The sequence below is a fragment of the Streptomyces sp. KPB2 genome (genome assembly GCF_003950055.1).
GTDB classification, from domain to species: domain Bacteria; phylum Actinomycetota; class Actinomycetes; order Streptomycetales; family Streptomycetaceae; genus Streptomyces; species Streptomyces salinarius.
Genome location: NZ_CP034353.1, coordinates 3,035,898 through 3,061,012 on the forward strand (window position 1 = coordinate 3,035,898; position 25,115 = coordinate 3,061,012).

The window sequence follows — 25,115 nt, forward strand, 5'->3', positions numbered from 1 at the left end:
GCACGTCTCGCTCACGTGTCACACAGGTTCGTCGCTCAGGTCAGCTCAGAAAGCTAACACCGGGAGATATGACAAAGGGCAACCGATCCAGCCTTGTACGGACGTGAGAATCAGCACCCGCTCCATAGGAACCGACGTACGAGAGGGGTTCAGGGTTGTGATTCGCGGGTAAAGTGATATCACTTAGTAAGCAGAGCGAGTACAACGAAAGAACGGGGGACCACCCATGTCCACGCACGATGCCCCGCAGGTCACCGCCGATGTGCCCGAGATGCCGGCACCACGCGTCCGCGAGATCCAGGCCCACAGCATCGGCGGCGGCTTCGCGCTGCTGCTCGGGCTGGTGGGACTGCTCGTCGGCGCCGGTCTGATCGCGACCGCCACGGCGGTCGACTCGACCGGCGGGAAGGCCGCGCTGATCGTCGGGGGCATCCTGATCGCCCTGGCGGCCTTCCTCGCGATGTGCGGGCTGAACATGGTGGCGCCGGGCGAGGCCCGCGTGGTCCAGCTCTTCGGGCGGTACCGGGGGACGATCCGGCAGGACGGTCTGCGCTGGGTCAACCCCTTCACCTCCCGCACCAAGATCTCGACGCGTGTGCGCAACCACGAGACGGCCGTCCTGAAGGTCAACGACGCCTACGGCAACCCGATCGAGCTGGCGGCGGTCGTGGTGTGGCGGGTGGAGGACACCGCGCAGGCCACCTTCGAGGTGGACGACTACGTCGAGTTCGTCTCCACCCAGACCGAGGCGGCCGTGCGGCACATCGCCATCGAGTACCCCTACGACGCCCACGACGAGGACGGCCTCTCGCTGCGCGGCAACGCCGAGGAGATCACCGAGAAGCTCGCCGTCGAGCTGCACGCGCGCGTGGAGGCGGCCGGGGTGCAGATCATCGAGTCCCGCTTCACGCACCTCGCGTACGCGCCGGAGATCGCCTCGGCGATGCTCCAGCGGCAGCAGGCCGGCGCGGTGGTCGCGGCGCGGCGGCAGATCGTGGACGGCGCGGTCGGCATGGTCGAGGCGGCGCTCGCCCGGATCAGCGAGCAGGACATCGTGGAGCTGGACGACGAACGCAAGGCGGCGATGGTCTCCAACCTGATGGTCGTGCTCTGCGGGGACCGCGCCGCCCAGCCGGTCCTGAACACGGGGACGCTCTACCAGTGACGACCCCGTCCGAGGACTCCGAGGCGCCCCGGGGCCAGGCTCCGAAGCGTCGGCCGCAGCAGCGCAAGCAGGTGCTGCTGCGGCTGGACCCGCAGGTGTACGAGGCGCTGGCCCGGTGGGCGGGCGACGAACTGCGCTCGACCAACGCCCAGATCGAGTTCCTGCTCCGCAGGGCGCTGGCGGAGGCCGGTCGGCTGCCCGGCGACACCGGACCGCTGCCGCGCCGGGGCCGCCCGCCGAAGAACGGCGGCCCGGGGGCCACGCCACCGTCCTGACCGTACGACTCGGGGCCCCGCCTGCGACGTAACGGAACACCGTCGGTGCCGGGCCCGGCCTCCGGCGTAACGGAGCACCGTCGACGCCGGACGTGGCCCCCCTCAGAGCCCGAACACCGTCGGCGCCGGACGCGGCCCTCCGTCGTAGCGGAACCGTGACAATCGGCCCCGACCTGCGCTCCCGCACCCTGCCCGTACCCGCCGCCACGACCTCTGCACCGTGCGTATACACGAGGCGTATACACCGTGTGTAGAGTGCTCCGCATGTCCATCGGTCACACCCTCCTGGGGCTCCTGGAGTCCGGGCCGCGCCACGGCTACGACCTCAAGCGCGCCTTCGACGAGAAGTTCGGTCACGACCGGCCGCTCCACTACGGCCAGGTCTACTCGACCATGTCCCGCCTGCTGAAGAACGGCCTCGTCGTCGTCGACGGCATCGAGGCGGGCGGCGGTCCCGAGCGCAAGCGGTACGCGATCACCGACGAGGGGATCACCGACGTACAGCGGTGGCTCGCCACGCCGGAGAAGCCCGAGCCGTATCTCCAGTCGACGCTGTACACCAAGGTCGTCCTCGCGCTGCTCACCCACCGCGACGCCGCCGACGTCCTCGACACCCAGCGTTCGGAGCACCTGCGCAGCATGCGCATCCTGACGGACCGCAAGCGCAAGGGCGACCTCGCGGACCAGCTCATCTGCGACCACGCCCTCTTCCACCTCGAGGCCGACCTGCGCTGGCTGGAACTGACCGCCGCGCGCCTCGACAAGCTCCGTGAGGCGGTAGCCCGATGACTCCCCCCGCAGGTTCCCTGCTCTCGGCGGACCAGCTCCGCAAGGCCTACGGCCCCACCCTCGCGCTCGACGGCGCCGAGTTCTCCATCCACCCCGGCGAGGTCGTCGCCGTCATGGGCCCCTCCGGGTCCGGCAAGTCGACGCTGCTGCACTGCCTCGCCGGCATCGTGACGCCCGACTCGGGGACGATCACGTACAACGGGCGCGAGCTGTCCGCGATGTCCGACGCCCAGCGCAGTGCGCTGCGCCGCTCGGACTTCGGGTTCGTGTTCCAGTTCGGCCAGCTGGTGCCGGAGCTGACCTGCGTCGAGAACGTCGCGCTGCCGCTGCGCCTGAACGGCACCTCCCGCAAGGAGGCCGAGCGGGCCGCGCTGACCTGGATGGAGCGGCTGGAGGTCGACGACCTCAAGAAGAAGCGGCCCGGCGAGGTCTCCGGCGGCCAGGGGCAGCGGGTCGCGGTGGCGCGCTCGCTGGTCACCAACCCGCGGGTGCTCTTCGCCGACGAGCCGACCGGCGCGCTGGACTCCCTGAACGGGGAGCGCGTGATGGAACTGCTCACGGACGCCGCCCGCTCCACCAACGCCGCGGTCGTGCTGGTCACGCACGAGGCCCGGGTGGCCGCCTACTCCGACCGCGAGATCGTCGTACGCGACGGCAAGTCCCGGGACATGGAGCGGGTCGTATGAGCGTGCGCCAGTGGGCCGCGGACCTGATGCTGGGCGTCCGCTTCGCCTTCACCGGGGGCCGGGAGGGCTGGACGCGGGCCGTGCTGACGGCGGTCGGCGTCGGGCTCGGCGTGGCGCTGCTGCTGCTGACGACGGCGATCCCGAACGCGCTCACGGTCCGGCACGAACGGGAGGCGGCGCGTTCCGACATCACCTTCGCCACCGACCCGATGCCGAAGGCGGACGACACGCTCGTGCTCGCCAGCCTCGACGACTCCTTCCGCGACGACGACGTCCGGGGCCGCGCCCTGGAGCCCGAGGGCCCGCGGGCGCCGCTGCCGCCCGGGGTGGAGAAGTTCCCGGCGGTGGGCGAGATGGTGGTCTCCCCCGCCCTCAAGGAGCTGCTTGAGTCGGACTCCGGCGCGCTGCTGCGCGAGCGACTGCCGGACCGGATCGTCGGCACGATCGCCGAGGAGGGGCTGATCGGCTCGGCCGAACTCGCCTACTACCGGGGCGCGGAAGGGCTCGCCGAGCAGATCACCCCGGGCCGGATCGAGCGCCTCGACCGGTTCGGCGACCCGGAGCCCGGGGAGGAGCAGTCGGACCCGGTGCTGCTCCTGCTGGTCCTCGTCGTCTTCGTGGTGCTGCTGATGCCGGTCGCGGTGTTCATCGCCGCCGCCGTGCGGTTCGGCGGCGAGCGGCGGGACCGGCGGCTCGCGGCGCTGCGCCTGGTGGGCTCCGACAGCCGCATGACCCGGCGCATCGCCGCCGGCGAGGCCATGGCCGGCGCGTTCCTCGGGCTGCTCTTCGGCGCCGGGTTCTTCATGGTCGGACGGCAACTCGCGGGCAGCGCCGAGGTGTTCCGCATCAGCGTGTTCCCCAGCTATCTCAACCCCTCGCCGCTGCTGGCCCTGCTGGTCGCGGTGGCGGTGCCGGCCGCGGCGGTGCTGGTGACGCTGTTCGCGCTGCGCGGGGTGGTCATCGAGCCGCTCGGCGTGGTGCGGGCCGGGCGCCCGGCCCGGCGCCGGCTGTGGTGGCGGCTGCTGCTGCCGCTGGCCGGACTGGCGATGCTCTACCCGATGATCGGCAACGGCCGGGACAACGGCGACTTCAACCAGTACCTGGTGACCGGCGGTGTCGTCCTGCTCCTGGTGGGCGTGACCGCGCTGCTGCCGTGGATCGTCGAGAGCGTCGTCGCCCGGCTCGGCTCCGGCGGCGTCGCCTGGCAACTGGCCGTGCGCAGGCTGCAGCTGAGCAGCGGCACGGCGGCCCGGATGGTCAACGGCATCGCGGTGGCCGTGGCCGGGGCGATCGCGCTGCAGATGCTGTTCGCGGGCGTGGACGACGACTACACCAAGTCGACCGGGAAGGACGTGTCGCGGGCGCAGATGGAGGCGATCCTCCCGAGCGGGGTCTCCATGGACCGGGCGGCCGAGAAGTTCCGCGACACGAAGGGCGTGAAAGCGGTCTTCGACTACTCCGAGGGCTGGCTGGGCGACCGCCGCCAGGACCCGGACCACGGTACGACGGTGACCGTGGGCGACTGCGCCTCGCTGCGGGAGATCGCCGGACTGCCCTCGTGCGCCGACGGGGACGTGTTCGCCGTGCACGGCGCCGAGTGGGACGCCGGGGAGGACATCGCGAAGCTGGCGACACCGGGCCGCAAGCTCTACCTGGACCCGTCCTACGAGGGCGGCCCGAAGAGCCACGAGATCCCCTGGACGGTGCCGGAGGGCGTCAAGGCAGCGAAGCCGCGGACCGGTCTGCTGGCCGGGACCGACCGGGGCGGCGTCCTGATCACGCCGAAGGCGCTGCCGGACGCGCTCCGGCCGGCGCTGGACGGGCACGCCTACCTCCAGCTGGACCGGTCGGTGCCGGACGTGCACGACCTGGTACGGAACACCACGGCGGCCATCGACCCGCTGGCGAACGCCGTGACCTGGACGGCGACGGAGCGGACCGACCGGTTCGACGCCATCCGCACCGGCCTGTTCGTGGGGGCGGCGTGTGTGCTGGCGCTGATCGGCGCCAGTCTGCTGGTCTCGCAGCTGGAGCAGTTGCGCGAGCGGAAGAAGCTGCTGTCGGCCCTGGTCGCCTTCGGCACCCGGCGGCGCACGCTCAGCCTCTCGGTGCTGTGGCAGACGGCGATTCCCATCGTGCTCGGCCTGCTGCTCTCCATGATCGTGGGCCTGACGCTGGGGACGGTGCTGCTGAAGATGACGGGCACCCCGGTCCGCGTCGACTGGACCGGCGTCCTGTCCATGACCGGCATCGGCGCGGCGGTCGTCCTGGTGGTGACGCTGTGCAGCCTGCCGCCGCTGCTGCGGCTGATGCGGCCGGAGGGGCTGCGCACGGAGTAGCCGCGCCGGCGCGCGACGGACCGAGCGACTGAGCGACCGCCCGCGCCGGGCGGTCGCTCAGTCGCGCATCACAGTCCCGCCGCTCAGTCGTGCACCGTCCGCACCGGCAGGTCGGCCATCGCCTCCCGCAAGGCCGCCGCCAGTTCCTCGTACTCCGCCGAGCGGGCCGCGCCCGTGCGCATGGCGAGGGCGACGCGGCGGGTGGGGGCGGGGTCGGTGAAGGAGGCGGTGAGGAGCTGGCTGGAGCGGGAGGTCTCCACGCGGACGGCGGTGCGCGGCAGCAGCGTCACCCCGAGGCCGCCCGCCACCAGTTGCACCAGCGTCGACAGACCGGCGGCCGTGGTCGTGGCCGGGACGCCCGCGCGGCCTGCCTCCCGGCAGATGTCGAGCGCCTGGTCGCGCAGACAGTGCCCCTCGTCGAGCAGCAGCAGCTTCAACTCGCGCAGCACCGAACGGTCGAGGCCCTCCCGGCCGCCGAGCCGGTGGTCGAGCGGCGTGACCAGGACGAAGTCCTCGTCGAACAGCGGGAGTTCGGTGACGCCGGGGACGCCGAGCGGCACCGCGAGCAGCAGCAGGTCGAGCCGCCCGGTCGTCAGGCCCTCCAGGAGGCTCGCCGTCTGCTCCTCGTGGACCTGGAGGTCGAGGTCGGGGTAGCGCTCGTGGACCAGGCGCAGCACCGTGGGCAGCAGATACGGCGCCACGGTCGGGATGACGCCGAGCCGCAGCGCGCCGGTGAAGGGCGCCCGTACCGCCTCCGCCTCCTCCAGGAGCGCGCCGACCTCCGCCAGTACCGCCTTGGTCCGCACCGCGAGCCGTTCACCCGCGGGCGAGAGCAGCACCTTGCGCGTCGTACGCTCCAGCAGAGTGACACCCAGTGCCTCCTCCAGGGCGGAGACGGCTCCGGAGAGCGCCGGCTGGCTCATGCCGATCGCGGCGGCGGCGTCGCGGAAATGCAGGTGTTCGGCGACCGCGTCGAAAGCCCGCAGCTGGGCGAGGCTGGGCTGCCTCTTCTTACCTGACACTAATAGCTACCTCCGATCAACCCGACCGAGTGTAGCTATTTCCCTAATCAATGCACCCTGTGCCAACATCAACACCGTCCAACCCATGGGAAACACTCGCAAAATGGGTGTTTCTTCGCTGCACTATTGGAGAGCGCGTGCTCACTGTCGGTGACAAGTTCCCCGAGTTCGATCTGACCGCCTGCGTCTCGCTGGAGAAGGGCAAGGAGTTCCAGCAGATCAACCACAAGACCTACGAGGGTCAGTGGAAGGTCGTCTTCGCGTGGCCCAAGGACTTCACCTTCGTGTGCCCGACCGAGATCGCCGCCTTCGGCAAGCTGAACGACGAGTTCGCCGACCGTGACGCCCAGATCCTCGGCTTCTCCGGCGACTCCGAGTTCGTGCACCACGCCTGGCGCAAGGACCACCCGGACCTGACCGACCTGCCGTTCCCGATGATGGCCGACTCGAAGCACGAGCTCATGCGCGACCTCGGCATCGAGGGCGAGGACGGCTTCGCCCAGCGCGCCGTCTTCATCGTGGACCAGAACAACGAGATCCAGTTCACGATGGTCACCGCCGGCTCCGTCGGCCGTAACCCCAAGGAGGTCCTGCGGGTCCTCGACGCCCTGCAGACCGACGAGCTCTGCCCGTGCAACTGGAGCAAGGGCGACGAGACCCTGGACCCGGTCGCGCTGCTGTCGGGGGAGTGAGCTGACATGTCCCTCGACTCCCTGAAGTCCGCCATACCGGACTACGCCAAGGACCTGAAGCTCAACCTGGGTTCGGTCATCGGCAACTCCGACCTCCCGGCGCAGCAGCTGTGGGGCACCGTGCTGGCGACCGCCATCGCCTCGCGCTCCCCCATCGTCCTGCGCGAGCTGGAGCCGGAGGCGAAGGCCAACCTCACGCCCGAGGCGTACTCGGCCGCCAAGTCGGCCGCCGCCATCATGGCGATGAACAACGTCTTCTACCGCACCCGGCACCTGCTGTCGGACCACGAGTACGGCACCCTGCGCGCCGGTCTGCGGATGAACGTCATCGGCAACCCGGGCGTCGACAAGGTCGACTTCGAGCTGTGGTCCTTCGCGGTGTCCGCCATCAACGGCTGCGGCATGTGCCTGGACTCGCACGAGCAGGTGCTCCGCAAGGCCGGTGTGGACCGCGAGACGATCCAGGAGGCGTTCAAGATCGCCGCCGTGGTCGAGGCCGTCGGCGCCACGCTGGACGCCGAGGCGGTCCTGGCCGCCCAGTAGTCGCCCCGCGCGACCCGCACGGCACGGGCCCCGCTCACCGAGAGGTGGGCGGGGCCCGTTCGCGTGCCGTTGCCGCCCGAGGGCTTCGCCGCGCTACACCGGGGAGGTGCCCGCCGGCGGACCGCTCTCCGGGGGCTCCTGGGAGCCCTGAGACCCCTGCGGCCCCTCGGGTTCCGCCGCTTCCTGCGCCCGGCCGATCGCCGGGGCGGCGTCGCTCGACGTGGCACCGTGCGGCCTCGGTTGCTGCCGCAGGGCGGCCTCACGGGAGTACGCCCGCAGATAGCCCACGACCGTGTTGGTCACCGCCACCAGGGGTACGGCGACCACGGCGCCGCCGATGCCGGCCACCATGCCGCCGGCGGCCACCGACAGGACCACCGCCAGCGGATGGACCCGCACCGCGCGCCCGAGGATGAACGGCTGCAGGATGTGCCCCTCGATCTGCTGCACCGCCAGCACCACGACGAGCGTCATGACCGCCGCGAACACGCCCTGGGTCACCAGCGCCACGACGACCGCGAGCGCGCCCGACACCACGGCGCCGACGAGCGGGATGAAGGCGAACAGGAAGATGAACACGGCCAGCGGGACGGCCATCGGCACGTCCAGGAAGTAGATGCCGAGGCCGATGAAGATGGCGTCGATCAGCGCGACGATCACCGTGCCGCGCACGTAGGCGGTCAGCGTCCGCCAGGCGCGCGGACCGGCCCCGGCCACGCCCGGCCGGGCGGCCGCGGGCACCAGCTTCAGCGACCACTGCCAGATGCGCTTGCCGTCGTAGAGCAGGAAGAGCGTCGAGAAGGCGGCCAACAGGATGCCGGTGAGCGCCTCGACGACGACCGTGACACCCTCGAGTCCCGCCGACGTTATCTGGTCGGTGTTGGCGCCGACCGCTTCCCGCAGGTTCTTGGCGATCTCGTTGATCTGCTTGTCGGTGACGTGGAAGGGGCTGTTCAGCAGCCAGTTGCGCAGCTCGTCGATGCCGTCCTGGACCTGGTCGGAGAGGTTGTCGATGTTCTCCATGACCTGCCAGGTGACGAACCAGCCGATCAGTCCCATCACCACGAAGCCCAGCACCGCCGTCAGGGCGGTGGCCGGTCCCCGGGGAACCCCGTGCCGGCGCAGCCACGCCACGGCCGGCTGCAACAGTGCGGTGATCAGCAGCGCGGCGACGAACGCCAGCACCACCAGCTGCACGGCGCTGATGATGCGCATCAGCACCCACAGCGTGCCCGCGAGCACCAGGAGCCGCCACCCGGCCTCCGCGGCCACCCGTACTCCCCAGGGCACGGCCTGTGCCGGGTCGGGGCGGTCGGCGACGGCGACCGTACGGTGCGCGGCGAGGTGTTCGGCGGCCGCGTCCTCGGACGGGTGCTCCGCGGTGTGCGGCACGTGGTCGGAGGCCGGACCCGGTCCGTCGTCGGCGTCGTGCCGACGCGCCTCTTCCCGGCGCTGCTCCAACCGCTCGCTCATCTGCGTCAGTCCGGCGCCGAGCCGACCGAGCCACCCTGGCACTCGTGACATGATCCGTCCTCTTCCCCCGTCCTTCCCCACCACTCCCCCCTGGAGTCGTTCCGGTCCGACCGTACATGGCGGGAGCGCGAAAGCCCCTCACCATAGGACGGTGAGGGGCTTCGCGAGGTTGAGCGCGGACCGAGAGGCCCGGTCGCCGGGGCTCAGTACCAGTGGTTGGCCTGCCAGAAGGCCCAGGCCTCGCACGGGCTGCCGTAGCGGTTGTCCATGTAGCTGAGGCCCCACTTGATCTGGGTGGCCGGGTTGGTGCGCCAGTCGGCGCCCGCCGAGGCGTACTTGCCGGCCGGCAGCGCCTGGAAGAGGCCGTAGGCGCCGGAGGAGGCGTTGACGGCCTGGTAGTTCCAGCTGGACTCGTGGTCCACGATGTTGCTGAAGCACTGGAACTGGCCGCTGGGCACCATCTGACGGGCCATCGCCTGGATCTGGCTGGTGCTGTAGGAGCTCTGGACGGCGAAGCTGGTGGCGTCGCGCTTGGCGTCGCGGCTGGCCGCTTCCTTCTCCGCCTCGCGCTCCTTGGCCTCCTCGGCCGCCTGCCTGGCCTTCTCCTGCTTGGCCACGGCGGTCTTGGCGGCTGCCTTGCGGGCCGCCTCCTCGGCGTCCTTCTTGGCGCTCGCGTCCGCGGCGATGGCCTGCACATCGGCCTGATGCGTCAGGGACGCGGTCTGCACCTGCGCCTGCTCACCCATGGGGATGTCGGCAAGCAGCGTCGTGCCTGCTGCCGTCGCCTCCGCGTCGTCGTTGTTCTGCGCGACGCTGCCCGAGGCAACTCCGACGACGCTTCCGACGGCGGTGACCGCCGTGGCCGAGGCCACTGCGAATCCCCGGACCGAGATCCGGCTCACACGGTTTCCTTCCAGCATCGCCCGCTTCGGTGACCCTCGCGGACGCAATCGTGCCCCTGACACTGGCCTCCCCAACTACGGGTCACGGGAGGCACGGGCCCGGTGGACAACTCCCCTGCGGGGAGCGCCGCGTGGTGCTCGGGCGGCATACGACGCTGCTATGGAGTTGGATCTGGTGCTTCTGGGGCGCCGTACCGCTGGGGGTACGACTGAGTCGTATGCGGGGCCTGACAGGAGTGAGACTCTGCCGTAACCCGGCGGGGTGAGGCAATTCTGTGTTGCGTGTGAAAGCTCACATCCCGTTTGGCCCAGGGGATTCACGGAAATCCGCACACGCCGAGGCGCCGCCCGGCTAGGCTCTGGGCCTTTCCGGACGGCGCCGAACCGGTGGGTAACCGGCCCGTGTCGGGTCGGAGTTCCCGGATGGGCGGGAGTCGGGTCAGATGTGACCGTCCTCCAGCATTTCGGTCACGAGCGCCGCGATCTGGGACCGCTCGGAGCGCGTCAGGGTGACGTGCGCGAAGAGCGGATGCCCCTTCAGCTTCTCGACGACGGCGACGACCCCGTCGTACCGGCCGACCCGCAGATTGTCCCGTTGCGCCACGTCATGGGTGAGTACGACCCGCGAGTTGGCCCCGATCCGGGACAGCACGGTCAGCAGGACGTTGCGCTCGAGGGACTGCGCCTCGTCGACGATCACGAAGGCGTCGTGCAGCGAACGCCCCCGGATGTGGGTGAGCGGCAGCACCTCCAGCATCCCGCGCGCGGTCACCTCCTCGATGACCTCCCGGCTGGTGACGGCCGACAGCGTGTCGAAGACCGCCTGCGCCCAGGGGCTCATCTTCTCGGCCTCGGAGCCGGGCAGGTAACCGAGCTCCTGTCCGCCCACCGCGTACAGGGGACGGAAGACCATCACCTTCTGGTGCTGCCGGCGCTCCAGGACCGCCTCCAGCCCCGCGCACAGCGCGAGCGCCGACTTGCCGGTGCCGGCCCGGCCGCCCATCGACACGATCCCGACGTCCGGGTCGAGGAGCAGATCGAGCGCGATCCGCTGCTCGGCGCTGCGGCCCTTGATGCCGAACGCCTCCCGGTCGCCGCGCACCAGCCGGACGCTGCCGTCGGGCGTGACCCGCCCGAGGGCCTTGCCGCGCTCGGACTGGATGGTCAGCCCGGTGTGCACGGGCAGCTCGGCGACCTCGGGGACGTAGACCCGGCCCTCCTCGAAGAGCACGTCCACCTGCTCGCCCGGCAGGGTGAGTTCGGACATTCCGGTCCAGCCGGAGGCGTCCGTGATGGCCAGCTCCGCGCGGTACTCCTCGGCGAGGAGACCCACGGAGGACGCCTTGATCCTGAGCGGGAGGTCCTTCGAGACGACGGTGACGTCGAACCCCTCCGCCTGCAGATTGCGGGCGACCGCGAGGATGCGGGAGTCGTTGTCCCCCAGGCGGTAGCCGGTGGGCAGCACGCTGGGGTCCGAGTGGTTGAGCTCGACGCGGACGGTGCCGCCGAGGTCCCCGATCGGGATGGGGGCGTCGAGGCGACCGTGCCGTACCCGGAACTCGTCGAGCAGGCGCAGGGCCTGCCGGGCGAAGTAGCCGAGTTCGGGATGGTGCCGTTTGGCCTCCAACTCCGTCACCACGACGATGGGGAGCACGACCTCGTGCTCGTCGAAGCGGTTCAGGGCGTTCGGGTCGGCCAGCAGGACGCTGGTGTCGAGAACGTAGGTGCGCCGGTCGGGCTTGTGGCGCTTTGTGCTGGTCACCACGGAAGGACGTACCCCCTCGGAAGAGGTCGGGGAGCGACGGAGTGGAGCCGGGCCGGGAGGGCTGGAACGAGCCGACCGGTCCGGCCGAGCCGACCGGTCCGGGGCCTGTCGTGCAGACCCTTGGGGCCGCCCTGCACTGGCGCGGACCGTGGACCGGCCCTCCGCCGCGTCTTCCGTGCCGTGACCGCACGGTGGGGCTGGTGCAAAGGGCCTCCCGGGCGGACGGCTCCGTGCCGCCCGCTGAGATCCGACACCCGTGGGTCGGGCGTCGACCTGCTTGGGTTATGCCCTCGAACAAGCGCCGCCATGCCACGACACAGGACGGCGCACCGGTGAACTCCTCGTTACGGCTGCACCGCGGACCGAGGACAGAAAACGAGGACAGAAAAACGGGCCGGTCCGTGGGGGGGGGATACGGACCGGCCCGAGGGGGGGTTTCCACCATAACCCTTCGTAAGTGATGCTGCGTGCATCGGCGTGCCACAACTACTCTCCGGAGTCACCCGGCGACGCCCGGATGCCGCGGAAGTCCCTATTCCGGCGCGAATCGTGGCCAAATCGCGGTGAACCACCGACCGGGCGACCGATTCACGCGTGAGTCGAGTGAGTGAAGTGACGAACGATGCGAGCCGGCCCTCCGAACCCGCCGACGGCGGGACACCGCGGAACGGGGCCCGCGTCCCCCGTCCGGGCGACGCCACCGGCACACCCGGACTTGACCCGGCACCGCGCAGCCCCCTCCACTGCGCGGTGCCACGCGCGTAGCTTTGCTCACGCGAATTACCTGGTCCGAACCTACGTGACCGAACGGCTCGGATTCGACCCGAGGAGGACACCGGTGAATAACGATGTGGAAACCCTGTGAGGATCGGCGACTGTTTTGGCACCCGGCGGCCATGGATCCGATATTTGCGAAGGTGCGAGGCTTACGCCCGGAACATCCACGATGCCCGGCCTCTTCCCTGACCCGCTCTCACGCCAAGGAAGCCGGGGGTCGTTTGGCGGGTGGCGAGTACCGGGCACGTCGAACGGCAGTTCCCGGCCATCTTCGCCCGCACGGGCTGGCGAACGGGCGGGCTGGCGAACGGACGGGCTGGCGGGCGTACGACCGTCGACCTACGGTTTGCGCACGTCGAAGAGGTGGCGGGAGCTGTGGGCGACGAAGGGTCCGTCGGCCTGGATGCGCTCGTGCAGGTCGCGCAGCCGGTCGCGGTACGCCTCGACGGTGAACCCGGGGACCATCCACACCACCTTGCGCAGGAAGTGGACGACGGCACCGATGTCGAAGAACTCCATCCGCAGCCGCTCCGCCCGCAGCTCCACGACCTCGAGCCCGGCCGCCTCGGCGTCGGCACGCTCCCGCTCGGGACGACGGTGCCGGCGCGTCTCCTCCGGCAACGGCCCGAGAAAGAACTCGATGAGCTCGAAGACGCTGGCGGGCCCGACGTGCTGGGCGAAGTAGGTACCACCGGGCGCGAGTACACGGGCGACCTCGTCCCAGTGCGGCTCGACGGGATGCCGGCTCACGACCAGGTCGAAGGCGCCGTCCGCGAACGGCAGCGGCGCGTCGTCGGCCGAGGCGACCACCGGGACACCGCGCGGGCGCAGCAGCCGGGTGGCTTCGGCGACGTTGGGCGCCCAGCCCTCGGTGGCGACGACGAGCGGGGCCCGGCTTGGCCCGGCGGCCTCGAGGGCGAAGTCCAGCACCTCCCCGCCCCCGGTCTGCACATCCAGTACGGCGGTGGCGCCGGCCAGCCGCTCCGCCACGGACCGCGCGTAACCCCACGACGGCCGCGCCTCGGTGGCCCGCCCCTCGAACCAGGAGAAGTCCCACCCCTCGGTGGGGACGGAGGCGCCTTCGGCCACGAGTTCGTCGAAGGAACGCGCGTCGGCCACGGCTAGACCACCACCAGGGGCCGGACCTGCTCTGCGGCGAACCGCACGAACCCCTCCGGGTCGGGCTCGTCCCCGGTCGGCTGCAGGATGACGGTGTCGGCCCCGGCCTCGGCCAACCGCCGCACGGCGTCGGCAACGGCCTGCGCGTCCCCCGCGACGCCGAGGCCGGGCACGTCCGCGACGCCTTCGGCGACGAGTTCACCCCGAAGCCGTTCCCCTGCGCCGGCCCCGGTGGCGGCGAGGAGATACACGACGACCTTGTGCGCGGCGTCGCCGCGTCCGGCCGCCGCCCGCCCTTCGTCGATGAGCCGCCGGGCGCGGCGCACCCCGTCGGGCGGAGTGTTCGCGGTGAGCACGGTCCCGTCGGCGGCCTCACCGGTCAGCCGCAGCGAACGGGGCCCGGTGGCACCGGCGAACACCTCGACGGCCTGCTGCGGCGGCCAGTCGAGCGCGACGTCGTCGAGCTGCACGTAGCGCCCCTTCACGGTCACCCTGTCTCCCCTCAATAGGGAGCGCAGCGCGAGAAGATGCTCCCGCAGCAGGGCGAGGGGCGACTCGACCCGCGCCCCGACCTGCCCCATCCAGTCCTGCACCCCGTGCCCCACGCCGAGGACGGCGCGTCCGGGGAACATCCGGTGCAGCGTGGCGGCCTCCATCGCGGTGAGGGCCACGTTCCGCAACGGCACGGGCAACAGCCCGACACCGACCCGCACCCGCTCGGTCCACGCGAGGGCAGCGGCGGCCGTGGAGATCCCGCCTTCGCGGAAGCAGTCCTCCCACAGCCACAACTCCTCGAGCCCCACCTCGTCGGCCACCCCCACCACGGCACGCAGCCGCTCGGGGGCCAACTGAGGACGGAGCACGGCACCGAGTCCAGTCATGCTGCCTTCCTACCTTCGGCCGAGGCTCCGGTTCAACACCATTACGAGGCCGCTCTCAGTGGGCCCTCGAAACGAACGATCTCGACGATCCGCTGCCTCCGCCACCCTCGACCCACATGTCCACGTGTGTGTGGGCCCTTGTTGACGGGTCATTGGTCGTCAGGGGTTGGCTCCGCGTCGTAGGGCTCGAAATCTATGTAGTCGAGGGGGTTCTCGTCGCGGCGTCCGAGTGTGGGCAGGCCCTCGGTCGCGAAGCGGCCGCGCAGCCACTCCAGCAGGGTCGTGGTGAGGTCGGTGTCGAGCGGTGGGCCCTGGTCCGCGTGGCGCGGTACGACGATCAGCGGCCAGTCGTCCGGCGTGGCACCCTCGGTCAGCCAGCACAGTTGGTCGCCGTCGATGGAGTCCGCGAAGGGCAGGAATCCTCCGGGCTCGGGATGGACGGCCAGGGGATGGTACTCGGGGAACTCGGCCCGCTGCTCCTGATAGGTGTCCGCGTACCACTCGGCCCACGGTGCGAGCGCGTACTGGTCGTCGTCCAAGGGCGTGTTGAAGCGCAGCCAGCCGCACCAGGAGCCGGCGCCGTACCGCTCCATCAGTCGTACGTACTCTCCGGGCAGACGTGTGCCCAGTCGGTCGTACAGCCAGTCCCAGGTGTGCTTGCCGAGCGCGGGTGTCTCCGGCGGGGGAACGAGCTCGGTCAGCGTCTTCAGCCCGCTGCCCGTGGTGAGTGCCGCCCGCTGCTGTGGGGTCGGCTCGGGTCGCCGAGGTGGTGGCGTCCACGGGACGTGCTCCAGGTCGGTCTGCATCCGGCTCCGGACGGCCACGGGGCGCATGCCGTCGGCCACGAGCCGGGCCAGCGTCGGCACGAGCGGGGACCCGAAGCGCCGCCAGGGGTCGCGGCCCGCGTTCTCGTCGTCCTGACAGTGCATGACGACCGGCCACTGGTCGGGGTCGTCGGACGCCGTGGTGTCCCAGTAGAGGGTGTCGGCGGTGCGGGTGGCGCCGAAGGCGAGGACACCGGGAGCGTCACGCCGTGTCTGCTGGACCCAGGCCCCGTAGTCGAACCAGCCGCGGTTCACGCACGGCATGTGGAGCCAGAGCCAGGCGCCGATGTCGAGTGGGCCGTACGCGGCGGTGATGGCCTTGTAGTCGGCGGGCAGGCTCGTCCCCAGCCAGGACTCGACTGCCGCCCAGTCGACGGGTACGGCGTAGTCGGCAGGCGGGTCGCCGAAGATCTCGGCGAAGGCGTTGACGTGGGAGTCTGAAGCAGTCACGAGCCGTAGACCTTACCGGCGTGGGTGAGCGGTACAGGGGTCGTGCCACCGCGAGGTTCCCCCCGTCCGTGTCGGATACCTTCGGCGGGAAGGCGCAAGGCGGGGGCCGACGGGCTGAGGTGAGGGGGATGGTGTGAGGCGGCGGCGTTGGCGGGACGGGGCGGGGGTTTTGGCCGTGGTGGGGGAGGACGGTGACCGTGTTCGTGTTCCCCTGGAGATCGCGGGCTCCTACCGCGCCCGTACCAGGGGGCTGTTGGGGCGCGGTTCGGTCGACGGGGCCATGCTGCTGAGCCCTGCCAACAGCGTGCACACCTTCCGGATGCGGATGGCCATCGACGTGGCCTACCTCGACCGGCGGCTCACCGTCGTCGCCGTGCGCACCATGCGGCCGGGGAGGCTGGGGCTGCCCAGGCTGCGGGCGCGCCACGTCCTGGAGGCGGCGGCCGGGGCGATGGGTGAGTGGGGGGTGCGGGTGGGGACGCGGGTGGAGATCGTGGAGGGCCCGGCAGAGGCGACCGGCGGTGTCGTTCGTCCGTGACGTCCACGGCGTGGTCGCCCGTGGCCATCCCTCAGGGCGAGACGATGTGCAGGAGCGTCGTGCCGTCCGTGCGCGTCGTCGCCTGGATTACCACGGTGTCGGGCCGCGGGCTCGGGCGGGTGTGGTCCAGGGTGCCGCAGGAGTTGCCGCTGCCGTGTTCGCGGAGGTACGTCAGACAGCCCTGGCCCGGGCCGGTCGCGGCGCCCCGGGAGCTGTTGCTGCGCGACTTCACCTCGTACTCGATCTTGTTCGGGCCGACCTCGGTCACCGACAACGTTGCCCGGCCGCTGCCGCCCGGTGCCGGGAAGTGGAGGGTCACGGGCTCGGTCACCGTGATCTCGCAGTCGCCGTCGGTGCAGGCGTCGGGGTCGGTGCCGTCTGCCGCGGACGGTGGGGGCGGCTCGGGGGTCGGGTGGTTGGAGGCCGTGGGCCCGGTTCGGGGTGTGGGAGGCGCCTCGTCGGGTTCGTGTGTGCTGCTGTCGCATGCGGTCGTGGTGAACGCCGTCAGTGCCGCCAGGGTCGCCAGGGTCGTCAGTGCGGCGCGGGCTCGCGTGCGCTCGCTCATGGGCGGTCAGGGCTCCGTGCGGGGGAAGGAGACCTCCACCCTGCGGTTCTTCTTGCGGCCGGCCTCGGTCGCGTTGTCCGCGATGGGGTACTGCTCGCCGTAGCCGCGGACCTCGTAGGTGATGCCGGCGTCGTTGAGGGACTGGGACAGGACGTCGTGTACGGCGTTGGCGCGGCGCTTGGAGAGTACGTCGCCGTGGGCGGAGGAGCCGAGGTTGTCGGTGAAGCCGAAGACGCGGACCCTCGTGGCGTTCTGGGTCCTGATCTCGTCGGCGATGCCCCTGATGCGGGCCTTCGCCTCGGCGCCGAGTTTCGAGCTGTCCTTGCCGAACAGCACTTCGGCCTGGAGCGCGAGGGTCACGCTCGTGTTGGTGTCCTCCCGGCGTTCGTCGCCGCTCTGTTCCTCGACCACCGACTTGATGTCCAGCACCTTCGCCTGCGCGAGCGTGGCGCCGTCCGGGAGTTTCAGGTCGGGGTCGTTGGGGTCGACCTTCACGGGGGCGGAGGCGGACGGTTCCGTGCCGGGGGGGTCGTTGGGGTCGTCGTCGGCCTGGGCCGTGGGGATGCCGTAGAGGGTGGTGGCGAGCAGGAGGGTGGCTGCGGCCAGCAGGCGCGGGGGCGAGGTCATGGCCGGCCTCACCCGGAGATCTCGATCGTGCCGGTCGTGAACATCGGCAGCTGGAGGGTCACCTCGGACGTGTCGGCGGGGGGTGCGGGGAACTGCATGAAGACCGGGAGGGATTCGCCTGCTTTGAGGGGCGGGAATTTCGTTGTCGTGAGCGGGCGTCCCTCTGTGTCGCGCAGTACGTAGTAGCGCTTCTTGCCCTTCGAGTCCACCAACGTGGCGCCACCGAGCGATTTGCCGTTCCGGATGATTTCCGTCTCATTGCCGCTCAATTGCGCAGGAATGTTGACCGTGTCGTCACCGTCGTTCTTGAGGTCCCCGCTCACCGTGACGAAGCCGCCCGCATCCCGCTGCGCCTCGGTGACCTTGAGGAACAGACCGTTGGGTCCCCTCAGCTCCGCCAGGGTGTTCCCCGAATCCTTCTCCTGAGCATCCGGCTTGGACTCGCTGCTCCTGGAGGAAGTCGTGGACGCTTCCGGTTTGTCGTCGCCACCTCCACCACCGCATCCAGCCAGGCCGAAGGCCAGCACGACGGCGATGGGCCATGCCGCCAATCTGCCGGGCGCCCTTGTTGTGAACGGCATGCTCATGGCTCCGCTTCCTTCGTCCTCTTCGTTCGCTTGTCAGCTGTCGGCCAGATGAACGTCGAACAAGTCCTCGGGTTTGGGCAGATCTGGGAGGTCGTCCGCCTTCAGGTCCCACTTCTCGCCTCCCTTGCAGGAAAGACTCGGCAGTTCTTCGTCGCCCGCGTCCTCCTGAAGAGGCTCGAACCAGCAGCGGGCTACGATGACGGCGGTCGCGGCCTGCGTCGCCTTTCGATCCTCCGTGCCCGGCACGATGGTGTCCCCGACCGTGTCATTCGTCTCGGCGACGACTGAGTAGGCCAAACGCCCCTTCGGTTTACACTCCACGCTCGCGTCATTCAGCGCTGCCAATTCGTGGGCGCGCCAGCATCCGCTGGAGACCGGAGCCTTGCCCTCGAAAATGCCCTGCCATGCTTCCGGCTCCAGTACGTGACTGATCCACTGGTCCGCAAGCTGGTCTCTGGTCTCCAGGGCCGCTGCGAGTGCCGCAGCGTCCGCCGCCGTCTGTGCCTCGCTGCGAGTCGCCGTGGCCTGGCCGACGGCAAAGTACGCGAGCGCGAGAAAGAGCAGGCCCCCCACCACGGTGATGTAGATGGGGAATGCCTGCCCGGCATCCCCGTTCACAGGGAGGCGCATCAGATACCGGTGACCTCGGTGATCTTGTCCGTGATCGCGTTGTAGATCGTCTGCCCGATATCCGTCCCCGTGATGGCCAGCACGATCGCCACCACCACCGCGATGATTCCCAGGTACTCCACCGCCGTCTGGCCCTTGTCCTTGCGGTTGGCGGTGAGGGTGTGCAGGTATGCGGCGGCGGTGTGGAGCCAGTTGGTCATGGTGTTCCCCTCCAGGGTGGGCGAAGTCGCGTTCCGCGGGCGGAACGTGTGGGTGGGCGGCGGTGATCGGCTGGCCGGTCGTGCCGGACGTCATGGCGTCCACGATCTCCACCTCCCTTGTGCTCGGTTGGGACCTCGACCTGTCGGGAGTACCAGGCAACGACTGTCCCACAGTTGATTGCAAGTGCGAAAGGCGTTACGGCGAAATGGGGTGACTGAGTCTCTGGAGACCGGTAGTTGACGTTTTCTGGTCATGTGCAATCGCACTCCCCTACTCGCCCGTGATCGTGCCGAAGTCCGTCCCCGAGCCCAGGATCAGACCCGCGCCGAGGAGGATCATCGTGGCCGGGACCATGAACGTCGTGATCATCAGCGTGGCCTTGGGGACCGCGCGGGCGGCCTTGCGGCGGGCGTTCTGGGCGTCGGTGCGGCGCATGTCCTTGGCCAGGGAGACCAGGGTCTCGACGATGGGGGCGCCCAGTTCCTCGCCCTGCTGGAGTGCCGTCACGAACATCGCCACCTGTTCCGAGTCGTTGCGCCGGCGCAGCTCCGTGAAGGCCTCCCGGCGGCTCATGCCGAGGTCCATCTGGCGCAGCGTGATGCGCAGTTCGTCGGCCCACGGGCCCTCGTAGCGCGTCGACACCCGGTCCAGGGCCTGGCGGAAGCCGAGGCCCGCGCTGACCACCACCGCCAGGACGTCCAGGAAGTCGGGGAGCGTGCGCTCGATGACGTCCCTGCGGATGCGGATCGCCGACCAGATGCCCACCTCCGTCCAGAACGCGCCGAAGGCCAGGAGGAGCAGGGCCACCAGGTACTGGCCGCGCAGGAGGAAGACCAGGAAGCCCAGGGCGCCCAGGAAGCCGTAGACCGCGCGGCGGGCGGCGTAGCGGTCGATGGTGAGGCCGCCGGGGTTGCCGGCCAGGTCGATCCTGCGGCGGTACCGGGCGACCAGGGCGGGGCCCATCAGCCGCAGTACGGCGGGGGCGTACCGCATGCCCATGCGGTCGATGAGGGAGTGCGCCGCGCCGGTGCGGGTGGCGCCGACCTCCAGGGCGAGGGCGAGGTCGTCGGGGAGCCTGGCCTCCGCCCGGTACATGCGGATACCGGCGAAGACGCCCCAGACGCCCAGGGCCATGAGGAGGGCGAGGAGTGTGCCGGGGAGTGCGAGGCCCATGTCCTGTTCCTCCCTCCTCTCAGACGTCGATGCGGGACAGGCGGCGGATGAGGACGAAGCCGACGGCGTACAGCGCGAAGGCGGTGATCACCGCGACCTGGCCGGCCGGGGAGCCCGTCATGCGTTCCAGGGCGCCGTCCTTCACCCCGTTCATGAGGAGCAACGAGCCGAGGCCCAGGACGGGGACGGCGTACGACGTCATCGTGACCTGGGAGAGCTGGGTGCGGACCTCGCGCCGGGTCTCCTTGCGTTCCTCCAGGGTCTCCGTGAGGTTGCGCAGCGCGCTGACGACCTGGCCGCCCGCGCGGTTGGACAGGACGAGGGTGGTGACCAGGACGACCAGTTCGCGGGAGGGGAGGCGGCCGGCGAGTTCGCCGAGGGCGTCGTCCATGGAGGCGCCGATGGCGAGCTGGTCGGCGACCTTGCCGAGTTCCTCGCCGGCCGGGGCCTCCAGTTCCTCCGCCGCCATGCCGATGGCGGTGCGCAGGGCGAGGCCGGCCTGGGTGGCGTTGGCGAGGATGCGGGCGAGTTCGGGGAGTTGGTTGATGAACTTCTCGATGCGTTTCTGGCGTTGCCAGTTGAGGAACTGGATCGCCACTCCGACCCCGAGCAGGCCGGCCAGGGGGCCGAAGAACGGCGCCAGGGCCGCCTGGCCGATCAGCCACAGGCCCGCGACGGTCGCCAGCATGTAGGCGAAGAACTCGCCGGGGGTCACGTCCAGGCCCGTCGCCGACAGGCGGCGTTCCAGGTTCCGGCCCAGCTTGGTGCGGCGCAGGCGGCGGTCCAGGCCCGGGAAGCGGCGTCGGCGCCCGGCCGCCGGTGCCTGGCCGGTCGCGGTCAGGCGGTCGACCAGGGCCGCGCGCTGGGCCTTTCCGACGGCGTAGGAGCGCAGGCCGACGACCGCCAGGACGCAGGTCAGCAGCGTGATGCCGGTGGTGAGCGTGACGAGCGTGTCGAGTTCCATCGGGCGGTCCTACCTGGCTTCTCGGGTGGTGAGCTGGTCCGGTGTGTGGGCCACGCCGAAGGCCTGCGGGATGGGCTGGCCCGCCATGTAGAGGCGCTCGGCGGTGCGGTGCGGGAGCGGGTGGTACTCGTACGCGCCGACGACGCGGCCGTCGGCGGTCATCGGGCGGGCGTTGAAGCGGGCGACCGTGGCCAGGCGGTACGGCTCCCCGCCGTGGCTGGCCAGCAGGGCGATCTCGGTGATGCGGCGGGCGCCGTCGGCGAAGCGGGTGAGCTGGATGATGACGTCGACGGAGCTGTTGATCTGGTCGTGCAGGGCGACGAAGGGGATCTCCACGTCCGACATCGAGGCCAGCGTCTGCAGGCGCATCAGGGCGTCCTCGGCGCTGTTGGCGTGGACGGTGGCCAGCGAGCCGTCGTGGCCGGTGGACATGGCCTGGAGCATGTCCAGGGACTCGCCGCCGCGCACCTCGCCGACGACGATGCGGTCGGGGCGCATGCGCAGCGAGTTGCGGACCAGGTCGCGGATCGTCACCCGGCCCTGGCCCTCGACGTTGGGCGGACGGGACTCCAGGCGGATGACGTGCGCCTGCTGGAGCTGGAGTTCGGCCGAGTCCTCGATGGTGATGATGCGGTCGGACTCGGGGATCAGGCCGGAGAGGGCGTTGAGGAGGGTGGTCTTCCCGGTGCCCGTCGCGCCCGAGACGATGATGTTGAAGCGGGCCTGCACCAGGCCCGCCAGCAGGTAGAGCATGTTCTCGTCGAGCGAGCCGAGGCCGATCAGCTCGTGCAGGGTGAAGGAGCGCGGGAAGCGGCGGATGGTGAGGGTCGCGCCGGTGAGGGAGAGCGGCGGGATGATGACGTTCACGCGCTCGCCCGAGGGCAGGCGGGCGTCGACCATCGGGTTGGACTCGTCCACGCGGCGGTTGACCGTCGAGACGATCCGCTCGATGGTCTGCATCAGCTGGTCGTGGGAGGCGAAGCGGAGCGGCAGTTGCTCGACCCGGCCGGCGCGTTCGACGAAGATCGCGTCGGGGCCGTTGACCATGATCTCCGTGATCGAGGCGTCTTCGAGGAGCGGTTCCAGGATGCCCAGGCCGAGGGCCTCGTCGACGACCCGGCGGATCAGCTGGGAGCGTTCGACCGTCGACAGGACCGGGCCCTCGCGGCTGATGATGTGCCCCAGGACCCGCTCCAGGCGGGCCCGGCGCTCGGCCATCGCCAGCGAACTCATCTCGGCGAGGTCGATCTCCTCCAGGAGCTTGGCCCGGTAGGAGGCGACCAGGTGTCCGTCCTCGCCCCGGCTGCCGTGCTCCTCGGGGGAGTGGATGCGTGCGCGCAGGCTCATGCGTCCTCGGCTCCTCGGTCAGTGGTCCAGCGGCATGGTGGCGGTCCGGGTGGCGTCCCCGAAGTCCCAGCCGGGGACGATCGAGGGAATGTGGACGGTGGCGGTGACCGTCACCTCGTCCCCGCCCCCCGCCGGAGGGCAGTCGGTACGGTCCGCCAGCCAACTGCTCACGGCCGCCGCGCACGCCGCGCCCGCGCTCTCCCCCAGTGAGGCGCTGCGCGCCCCCGCACGGGCCGCCGTACCGGCCTGCTGGGCGGTGTACGCGATCAGGCCCAGCTGTACGACGGCCATGCCGACGAGGACAAGGATCGGCAGGAAGCCGAGGTACTCGATGGCCACCTGGCCCCGGTCCTTCGCCCGGTCCCTCGCCCGTTCCCTGCGGGAGTACGGCATCTCAGTCGTCCTCCTCTTCCACGGCCCCCGCGTGTCCGTGCACGGTGAACGGGACGCTGAGGGTGCCCGGAAAGAGGAGGGGGACCTCGATGCGCACGTCGGCGGTGACGTAGCCGCCCGCGGTGCCGCAGGTCACCTCGGCGCCTCCCTCCCAGGAGCCCGGCAGCTTGTCCAGGCCCGCCTCCCGGCACGCGCCGTCCCGTGCCCCGCGCTCGGCCGCCGTCGCCGCCCGTACCGCCTCGTCCGCAGCATTCCCCGCCAGCGTGTACGTGTATCCCACGAGTACGAGCTGCCACAGCACCACCAGCGTCGCGACGATCACCGGGGTCATGCCGAGGAACTCGATGGTGACCTGGCCGCTGTCCCCGTCCCGGGTCGGTTTCCGGCCGCGTAACGCGTTCACCCCGCACCGTCCTTCCGCCGACGGAAGCCGGTCGCGCCCCGGTCGCCGCGCAGGCGCCCGTGGCCCTTGCGGCCCCCCTCGGGTACGCCGGCCAGGCCCAGTTCGCCCGCGAGCGCCCACAGGGCCTGCTTCACGGTGCTCCTGCCGTCCAGTTCGTGCACGCGGCCCGCGTCCACGGCTCCCTGGAGCTCCTTGAAGTGGGCGGGGACGGTCGTGGCGGCGATCGCCGTGCCGGTGATCCGCTGGATCAGCGGGGGCTGGATCTCCGTACCCCGCGTGTGCCGGTTGACGACCACGGTCGTCTCCTCCGCCTTGCGGATCTGCAGCCGGTCCCACATCCGCACCGCCCGCTTGGCGCCCCGTACGGCGACCACGTCCGGGGTGGTGACCAGCAGCGCGGTGTCGGCCGTCTCCACGGCGGCCGCGCCGGCACCGCCGAGCTGGGCGCCGCAGTCGATGACGACGACCTCGTACCGGGAGCGCAGGGCGCCGACGATCTGGCGGGCGGCGCGGTCGGTGACCTCCTCGCCGCGTTCGCCGTCGCCGGGGGCGAGCAGCAGGGCGAGCCCGCTGTCGTGGCGGAAGACGGCGTCGGCCAGGACGCGTGGGGACAGGTCGGTGATGGCGGCGAGGTCGGCCACGGAGCGGCGGAACTGGACGTCCAGGTAGGAGGCGACGTCGCCGGTCTGGAGGTCCATGTCGAGCAGGGCGGTGGAGCGGCCCGACGCCTGGGCGGCCAGGGCCAGTTGGATGGCGGTGAGCGTGGTGCCCACCCCGCCCTTGGCGCCGCTGACGGTGACGACGGTGCCGCCGGTTCCGGTGAACACGTCGACGGCGCTGCCGAGGTGCCGGCGTACGCCCACCGACCACTGGGCCACCGCCTGGACGCGGCTGGCGAGTTCCTCGTAGCCGAGCGGGAGGGCGACCAGGCCGCGGGCGCCGTGGTCCATGGCGGCCTGGAAGAGGCCGGGGCCGGGGTCGGAGGTGACGAGGATGACGCCGACGGCCGGGAAGCGCAGGGCGACCTCGCGGATCAGCTCCAGGGCCGGGACCGGGCCGATGCGCTCGTGGACGATCACGACCTCGGGCAGTTCGTCCACCGACTCGGCGGCGAGTCGGGCGAGGGTGTCGACGAGCTGGGTGGAGTCGGAGACCGGGGCGACCGGTTCGGCGTCCGGGAGCCGGCTGAGCAGCGACGTGAGGGACCGTACGGCGTCCGGGTCGCCGACTGCCGGGAGGATCCTCGTGGCCATACGGCTCTCACTTGTCCTTCGCGAGTTCGTACGTCCGGTCCTTGTCGGGGACCGTGGTGTCGCCGCCGGGGGCCACCAGAGCGAGCCGGACGCGCCGCGCGAACGACTCGGCGTAGGTGATGCGCTGGGCGTCGATGGTGGACAGGGCGAAGGTGATGGGGACGGCGTCGGTGGGTTCGCGCTCGCGGCTGTCCTCGTCGGGCTCCAGCGAGGTGAGTTCGCCGACGTCGATGACCTTGGCGTTGGTCACGATGATCTTGGACTGGTCGGGGTCGCCCTCGCGCTGTCCCTCGAAGGTGGCGTACACGTTGACGGTGGCACCCGGGGTGATCTTGCCGGCGACGCCGGTCGCCGCGTCGATCATGATGGCGACCTCCTGCTGCCCGGGCCGCAGGGCGGGGGTGTCGACGATCATGTCGGTCTGGAGCAGCGAGCCCGCCTTCAGCTTGGTCACGGCTATCTTTCCGCGGACCTGGGACAGGTCGGTCACGGCGTTCTCGGACAGCCAGCGCTCGGGCATCTCGATCTTCTCGAACTGCGCCGCGCCGAGCTCGGTGTAGGGCTCGATGTCGGACTTCAGCCGGTACGCGGTCACCTCGGGGCCGACCTTCGACTTCACGTCGTTGATGACGGACAGCACGCCGGCGAAGGCGCCGAGGGCGCAGAGGACCGACAGGATCAGCAGGATGATGCCGCGGCGCTGACGGGAGTTCATGGGCCGGTGCTACCTCA

27 protein-coding genes are annotated in these 25,115 nt (G+C 70.8%); 8 read left to right on the plus strand and 19 right to left on the minus strand.

The window, feature by feature from the left end; translation table 11 throughout:
• Positions 1-226: 226 nt before the first annotated feature.
• The 5 genes from D1J63_RS13090 to D1J63_RS13110 all read left to right on the plus strand — a co-directional run bounded on the left by D1J63_RS13090 (position 227) and on the right by D1J63_RS13110 (position 5,254).
• The gene (locus tag D1J63_RS13090; protein ID WP_125629013.1) at positions 227-1,165 is read left to right on the plus strand and encodes an SPFH domain-containing protein; all 939 of its coding nucleotides are present in this window, start codon (positions 227-229) and stop codon (positions 1,163-1,165) included.
• Positions 1,162-1,440, plus strand: coding sequence for a hypothetical protein (locus D1J63_RS13095; RefSeq protein WP_125629014.1), 279 nt, complete (start codon positions 1,162-1,164; stop codon positions 1,438-1,440). The genes D1J63_RS13090 and D1J63_RS13095 overlap by 4 nt, the downstream gene beginning before the upstream one ends.
• Before the next feature lie 264 nt (positions 1,441-1,704).
• Positions 1,705-2,229 carry a PadR family transcriptional regulator gene (locus D1J63_RS13100; RefSeq protein WP_007444371.1) on the plus strand — a complete coding sequence of 175 codons (525 nt, stop codon included), beginning with the start codon at positions 1,705-1,707 and terminating at the stop codon, positions 2,227-2,229.
• Positions 2,226-2,915 (plus strand): ABC transporter ATP-binding protein, encoded by a 690-nt coding sequence (locus D1J63_RS13105; protein WP_102927099.1) that lies wholly within the window; start codon positions 2,226-2,228, stop codon positions 2,913-2,915. Before D1J63_RS13100 ends, D1J63_RS13105 begins: the two co-directional genes overlap by 4 nt.
• Complete coding sequence (locus tag D1J63_RS13110; protein WP_164712825.1) at positions 2,912-5,254, plus strand: ABC transporter permease; 2,343 nt, start codon at positions 2,912-2,914, stop codon at positions 5,252-5,254. The genes D1J63_RS13105 and D1J63_RS13110 overlap by 4 nt, the downstream gene beginning before the upstream one ends.
• Before the next feature lie 83 nt (positions 5,255-5,337).
• Here the strand turns inward: D1J63_RS13110 and D1J63_RS13115 are convergent, their stop codons facing one another.
• Positions 5,338-6,276 (minus strand): LysR substrate-binding domain-containing protein, encoded by a 939-nt coding sequence (locus D1J63_RS13115; RefSeq protein ID WP_125629015.1) that lies wholly within the window; start codon positions 6,274-6,276, stop codon positions 5,338-5,340.
• A 137-nt stretch (positions 6,277-6,413) separates the two neighbouring features.
• Here D1J63_RS13115 and D1J63_RS13120 point away from each other — a divergent pair, with 137 nt between their 5' ends.
• Together D1J63_RS13120 and D1J63_RS13125 are read left to right on the plus strand one after the other, a co-directional pair.
• On the plus strand, positions 6,414-6,968 hold the full coding sequence (locus D1J63_RS13120; RefSeq protein ID WP_030145756.1) for a peroxiredoxin: 555 nt from the start codon (positions 6,414-6,416) through the stop codon (positions 6,966-6,968).
• 6 nt (positions 6,969-6,974) lie between these two features.
• On the plus strand, positions 6,975-7,511 hold the full coding sequence (locus D1J63_RS13125; RefSeq protein WP_019329192.1) for an alkyl hydroperoxide reductase: 537 nt from the start codon (positions 6,975-6,977) through the stop codon (positions 7,509-7,511).
• Positions 7,512-7,604: 93 nt separating this feature from the next.
• Here D1J63_RS13125 and D1J63_RS13130 read toward each other — a convergent pair whose 3' ends face one another.
• The 6 genes from D1J63_RS13130 to D1J63_RS13160 form a co-directional block, all read right to left on the minus strand.
• On the minus strand, positions 7,605-9,035 hold the full coding sequence (locus D1J63_RS13130; RefSeq protein ID WP_125629016.1) for an AI-2E family transporter: 1,431 nt from the start codon (positions 9,033-9,035) through the stop codon (positions 7,605-7,607).
• Between the two features lie 152 nt (positions 9,036-9,187).
• Complete coding sequence (locus D1J63_RS13135; protein WP_176153972.1) at positions 9,188-9,886, minus strand: transglycosylase SLT domain-containing protein; 699 nt, start codon at positions 9,884-9,886, stop codon at positions 9,188-9,190.
• 439 nt (positions 9,887-10,325) lie between these two features.
• Positions 10,326-11,651 carry a PhoH family protein gene (locus tag D1J63_RS13140; protein WP_125629018.1) on the minus strand — a complete coding sequence of 442 codons (1,326 nt, stop codon included), beginning with the start codon at positions 11,649-11,651 and terminating at the stop codon, positions 10,326-10,328.
• A 1,116-nt stretch (positions 11,652-12,767) separates the two neighbouring features.
• Positions 12,768-13,547, minus strand: coding sequence for a class I SAM-dependent methyltransferase (locus D1J63_RS13150; RefSeq protein WP_125629020.1), 780 nt, complete (start codon positions 13,545-13,547; stop codon positions 12,768-12,770).
• A 2-nt stretch (positions 13,548-13,549) separates the two neighbouring features.
• Positions 13,550-14,428, minus strand: coding sequence for an LLM class flavin-dependent oxidoreductase (locus D1J63_RS13155; protein ID WP_125629021.1), 879 nt, complete (start codon positions 14,426-14,428; stop codon positions 13,550-13,552).
• Positions 14,429-14,577: 149 nt separating this feature from the next.
• Positions 14,578-15,702, minus strand: coding sequence for an SMI1/KNR4 family protein (locus D1J63_RS13160; RefSeq protein ID WP_125629022.1), 1,125 nt, complete (start codon positions 15,700-15,702; stop codon positions 14,578-14,580).
• Between the two features lie 175 nt (positions 15,703-15,877).
• Between D1J63_RS13160 and D1J63_RS13165 the strand changes: the two genes are divergently transcribed.
• Positions 15,878-16,240: a DUF192 domain-containing protein gene (locus D1J63_RS13165; protein WP_241235555.1), complete on the plus strand. Its 363-nt coding sequence runs from the start codon at positions 15,878-15,880 to the stop codon at positions 16,238-16,240.
• Positions 16,241-16,271: 31 nt separating this feature from the next.
• Here D1J63_RS13165 and D1J63_RS13170 read toward each other — a convergent pair whose 3' ends face one another.
• From D1J63_RS13170 to cpaB, 12 genes are all read right to left on the minus strand, one after another.
• Positions 16,272-16,805 carry a hypothetical protein gene (locus D1J63_RS13170; RefSeq protein WP_125629024.1) on the minus strand — a complete coding sequence of 178 codons (534 nt, stop codon included), beginning with the start codon at positions 16,803-16,805 and terminating at the stop codon, positions 16,272-16,274.
• 6 nt (positions 16,806-16,811) lie between these two features.
• Positions 16,812-17,432 carry an OmpA family protein gene (locus D1J63_RS13175; protein ID WP_125629025.1) on the minus strand — a complete coding sequence of 207 codons (621 nt, stop codon included), beginning with the start codon at positions 17,430-17,432 and terminating at the stop codon, positions 16,812-16,814.
• 8 nt (positions 17,433-17,440) lie between these two features.
• Positions 17,441-18,019 carry a hypothetical protein gene (locus D1J63_RS13180; protein WP_125629026.1) on the minus strand — a complete coding sequence of 193 codons (579 nt, stop codon included), beginning with the start codon at positions 18,017-18,019 and terminating at the stop codon, positions 17,441-17,443.
• Between the two features lie 33 nt (positions 18,020-18,052).
• Positions 18,053-18,649, minus strand: coding sequence for a pilus assembly protein TadG-related protein (locus D1J63_RS13185; protein WP_125629027.1), 597 nt, complete (start codon positions 18,647-18,649; stop codon positions 18,053-18,055).
• Positions 18,649-18,849, minus strand: coding sequence for a hypothetical protein (locus tag D1J63_RS13190; protein WP_125629028.1), 201 nt, complete (start codon positions 18,847-18,849; stop codon positions 18,649-18,651). Before D1J63_RS13190 ends, D1J63_RS13185 begins: the two co-directional genes overlap by 1 nt.
• A 271-nt stretch (positions 18,850-19,120) precedes the next feature.
• Positions 19,121-20,023, minus strand: a complete 903-nt coding sequence (locus D1J63_RS13195) for a DUF5936 domain-containing protein (RefSeq protein ID WP_125629029.1) — start codon at positions 20,021-20,023, stop codon at positions 19,121-19,123.
• A 19-nt stretch (positions 20,024-20,042) separates the two neighbouring features.
• Positions 20,043-20,987, minus strand: coding sequence for a type II secretion system F family protein (locus D1J63_RS13200; protein ID WP_125629030.1), 945 nt, complete (start codon positions 20,985-20,987; stop codon positions 20,043-20,045).
• Between the two features lie 9 nt (positions 20,988-20,996).
• Positions 20,997-22,334 carry a CpaF family protein gene (locus D1J63_RS13205; RefSeq protein WP_102927116.1) on the minus strand — a complete coding sequence of 446 codons (1,338 nt, stop codon included), beginning with the start codon at positions 22,332-22,334 and terminating at the stop codon, positions 20,997-20,999.
• An 18-nt stretch (positions 22,335-22,352) separates the two neighbouring features.
• Complete coding sequence (locus D1J63_RS13210; protein WP_125629031.1) at positions 22,353-22,727, minus strand: TadE/TadG family type IV pilus assembly protein; 375 nt, start codon at positions 22,725-22,727, stop codon at positions 22,353-22,355.
• A gap of 1 nt (position 22,728) precedes the next feature.
• A complete protein-coding gene (locus tag D1J63_RS13215; protein WP_102927118.1) occupies positions 22,729-23,130 on the minus strand; it encodes a TadE/TadG family type IV pilus assembly protein in 402 nt (133 codons plus the stop codon).
• Positions 23,127-24,383 (minus strand): AAA family ATPase, encoded by a 1,257-nt coding sequence (locus tag D1J63_RS13220; protein WP_125629032.1) that lies wholly within the window; start codon positions 24,381-24,383, stop codon positions 23,127-23,129. Before D1J63_RS13220 ends, D1J63_RS13215 begins: the two co-directional genes overlap by 4 nt.
• A gap of 7 nt (positions 24,384-24,390) precedes the next feature.
• Positions 24,391-25,098, minus strand: coding sequence for a Flp pilus assembly protein CpaB (cpaB, locus tag D1J63_RS13225; RefSeq protein ID WP_125629033.1), 708 nt, complete (start codon positions 25,096-25,098; stop codon positions 24,391-24,393).
• Positions 25,099-25,115: the final 17 nt, after the last annotated feature.

Coding starts and splice junctions, on each gene's coding strand:
- D1J63_RS13185 (WP_125629027.1), bottom strand. CDS start 18,649: ATGCGCCTCCCTGTGAACGGGGATGCCGGGCAGGCATTCCCCATCTAC.
- D1J63_RS13170 (WP_125629024.1), bottom strand. CDS start 16,805: ATGAGCGAGCGCACGCGAGCCCGCGCCGCACTGACGACCCTGGCGACC.
- D1J63_RS13190 (WP_125629028.1), bottom strand. CDS start 18,849: ATGACCAACTGGCTCCACACCGCCGCCGCATACCTGCACACCCTCACC.
- D1J63_RS13200 (WP_125629030.1), bottom strand. CDS start 20,987: ATGGAACTCGACACGCTCGTCACGCTCACCACCGGCATCACGCTGCTG.
- D1J63_RS13110 (WP_164712825.1), top strand. CDS start 2,912: ATGAGCGTGCGCCAGTGGGCCGCGGACCTGATGCTGGGCGTCCGCTTC.
- D1J63_RS13130 (WP_125629016.1), bottom strand. CDS start 9,035: ATGTCACGAGTGCCAGGGTGGCTCGGTCGGCTCGGCGCCGGACTGACG.
- D1J63_RS13105 (WP_102927099.1), top strand. CDS start 2,226: ATGACTCCCCCCGCAGGTTCCCTGCTCTCGGCGGACCAGCTCCGCAAG.
- cpaB (WP_125629033.1), bottom strand. CDS start 25,098: ATGAACTCCCGTCAGCGCCGCGGCATCATCCTGCTGATCCTGTCGGTC.
- D1J63_RS13195 (WP_125629029.1), bottom strand. CDS start 20,023: ATGGGCCTCGCACTCCCCGGCACACTCCTCGCCCTCCTCATGGCCCTG.
- D1J63_RS13210 (WP_125629031.1), bottom strand. CDS start 22,727: ATGCCGTACTCCCGCAGGGAACGGGCGAGGGACCGGGCGAAGGACCGG.
- D1J63_RS13180 (WP_125629026.1), bottom strand. CDS start 18,019: ATGAGCATGCCGTTCACAACAAGGGCGCCCGGCAGATTGGCGGCATGG.
- D1J63_RS13220 (WP_125629032.1), bottom strand. CDS start 24,383: ATGGCCACGAGGATCCTCCCGGCAGTCGGCGACCCGGACGCCGTACGG.
- D1J63_RS13205 (WP_102927116.1), bottom strand. CDS start 22,334: ATGAGCCTGCGCGCACGCATCCACTCCCCCGAGGAGCACGGCAGCCGG.
- D1J63_RS13125 (WP_019329192.1), top strand. CDS start 6,975: ATGTCCCTCGACTCCCTGAAGTCCGCCATACCGGACTACGCCAAGGAC.
- D1J63_RS13100 (WP_007444371.1), top strand. CDS start 1,705: ATGTCCATCGGTCACACCCTCCTGGGGCTCCTGGAGTCCGGGCCGCGC.
- D1J63_RS13155 (WP_125629021.1), bottom strand. CDS start 14,428: ATGACTGGACTCGGTGCCGTGCTCCGTCCTCAGTTGGCCCCCGAGCGG.
- D1J63_RS13175 (WP_125629025.1), bottom strand. CDS start 17,432: ATGACCTCGCCCCCGCGCCTGCTGGCCGCAGCCACCCTCCTGCTCGCC.
- D1J63_RS13090 (WP_125629013.1), top strand. CDS start 227: ATGTCCACGCACGATGCCCCGCAGGTCACCGCCGATGTGCCCGAGATG.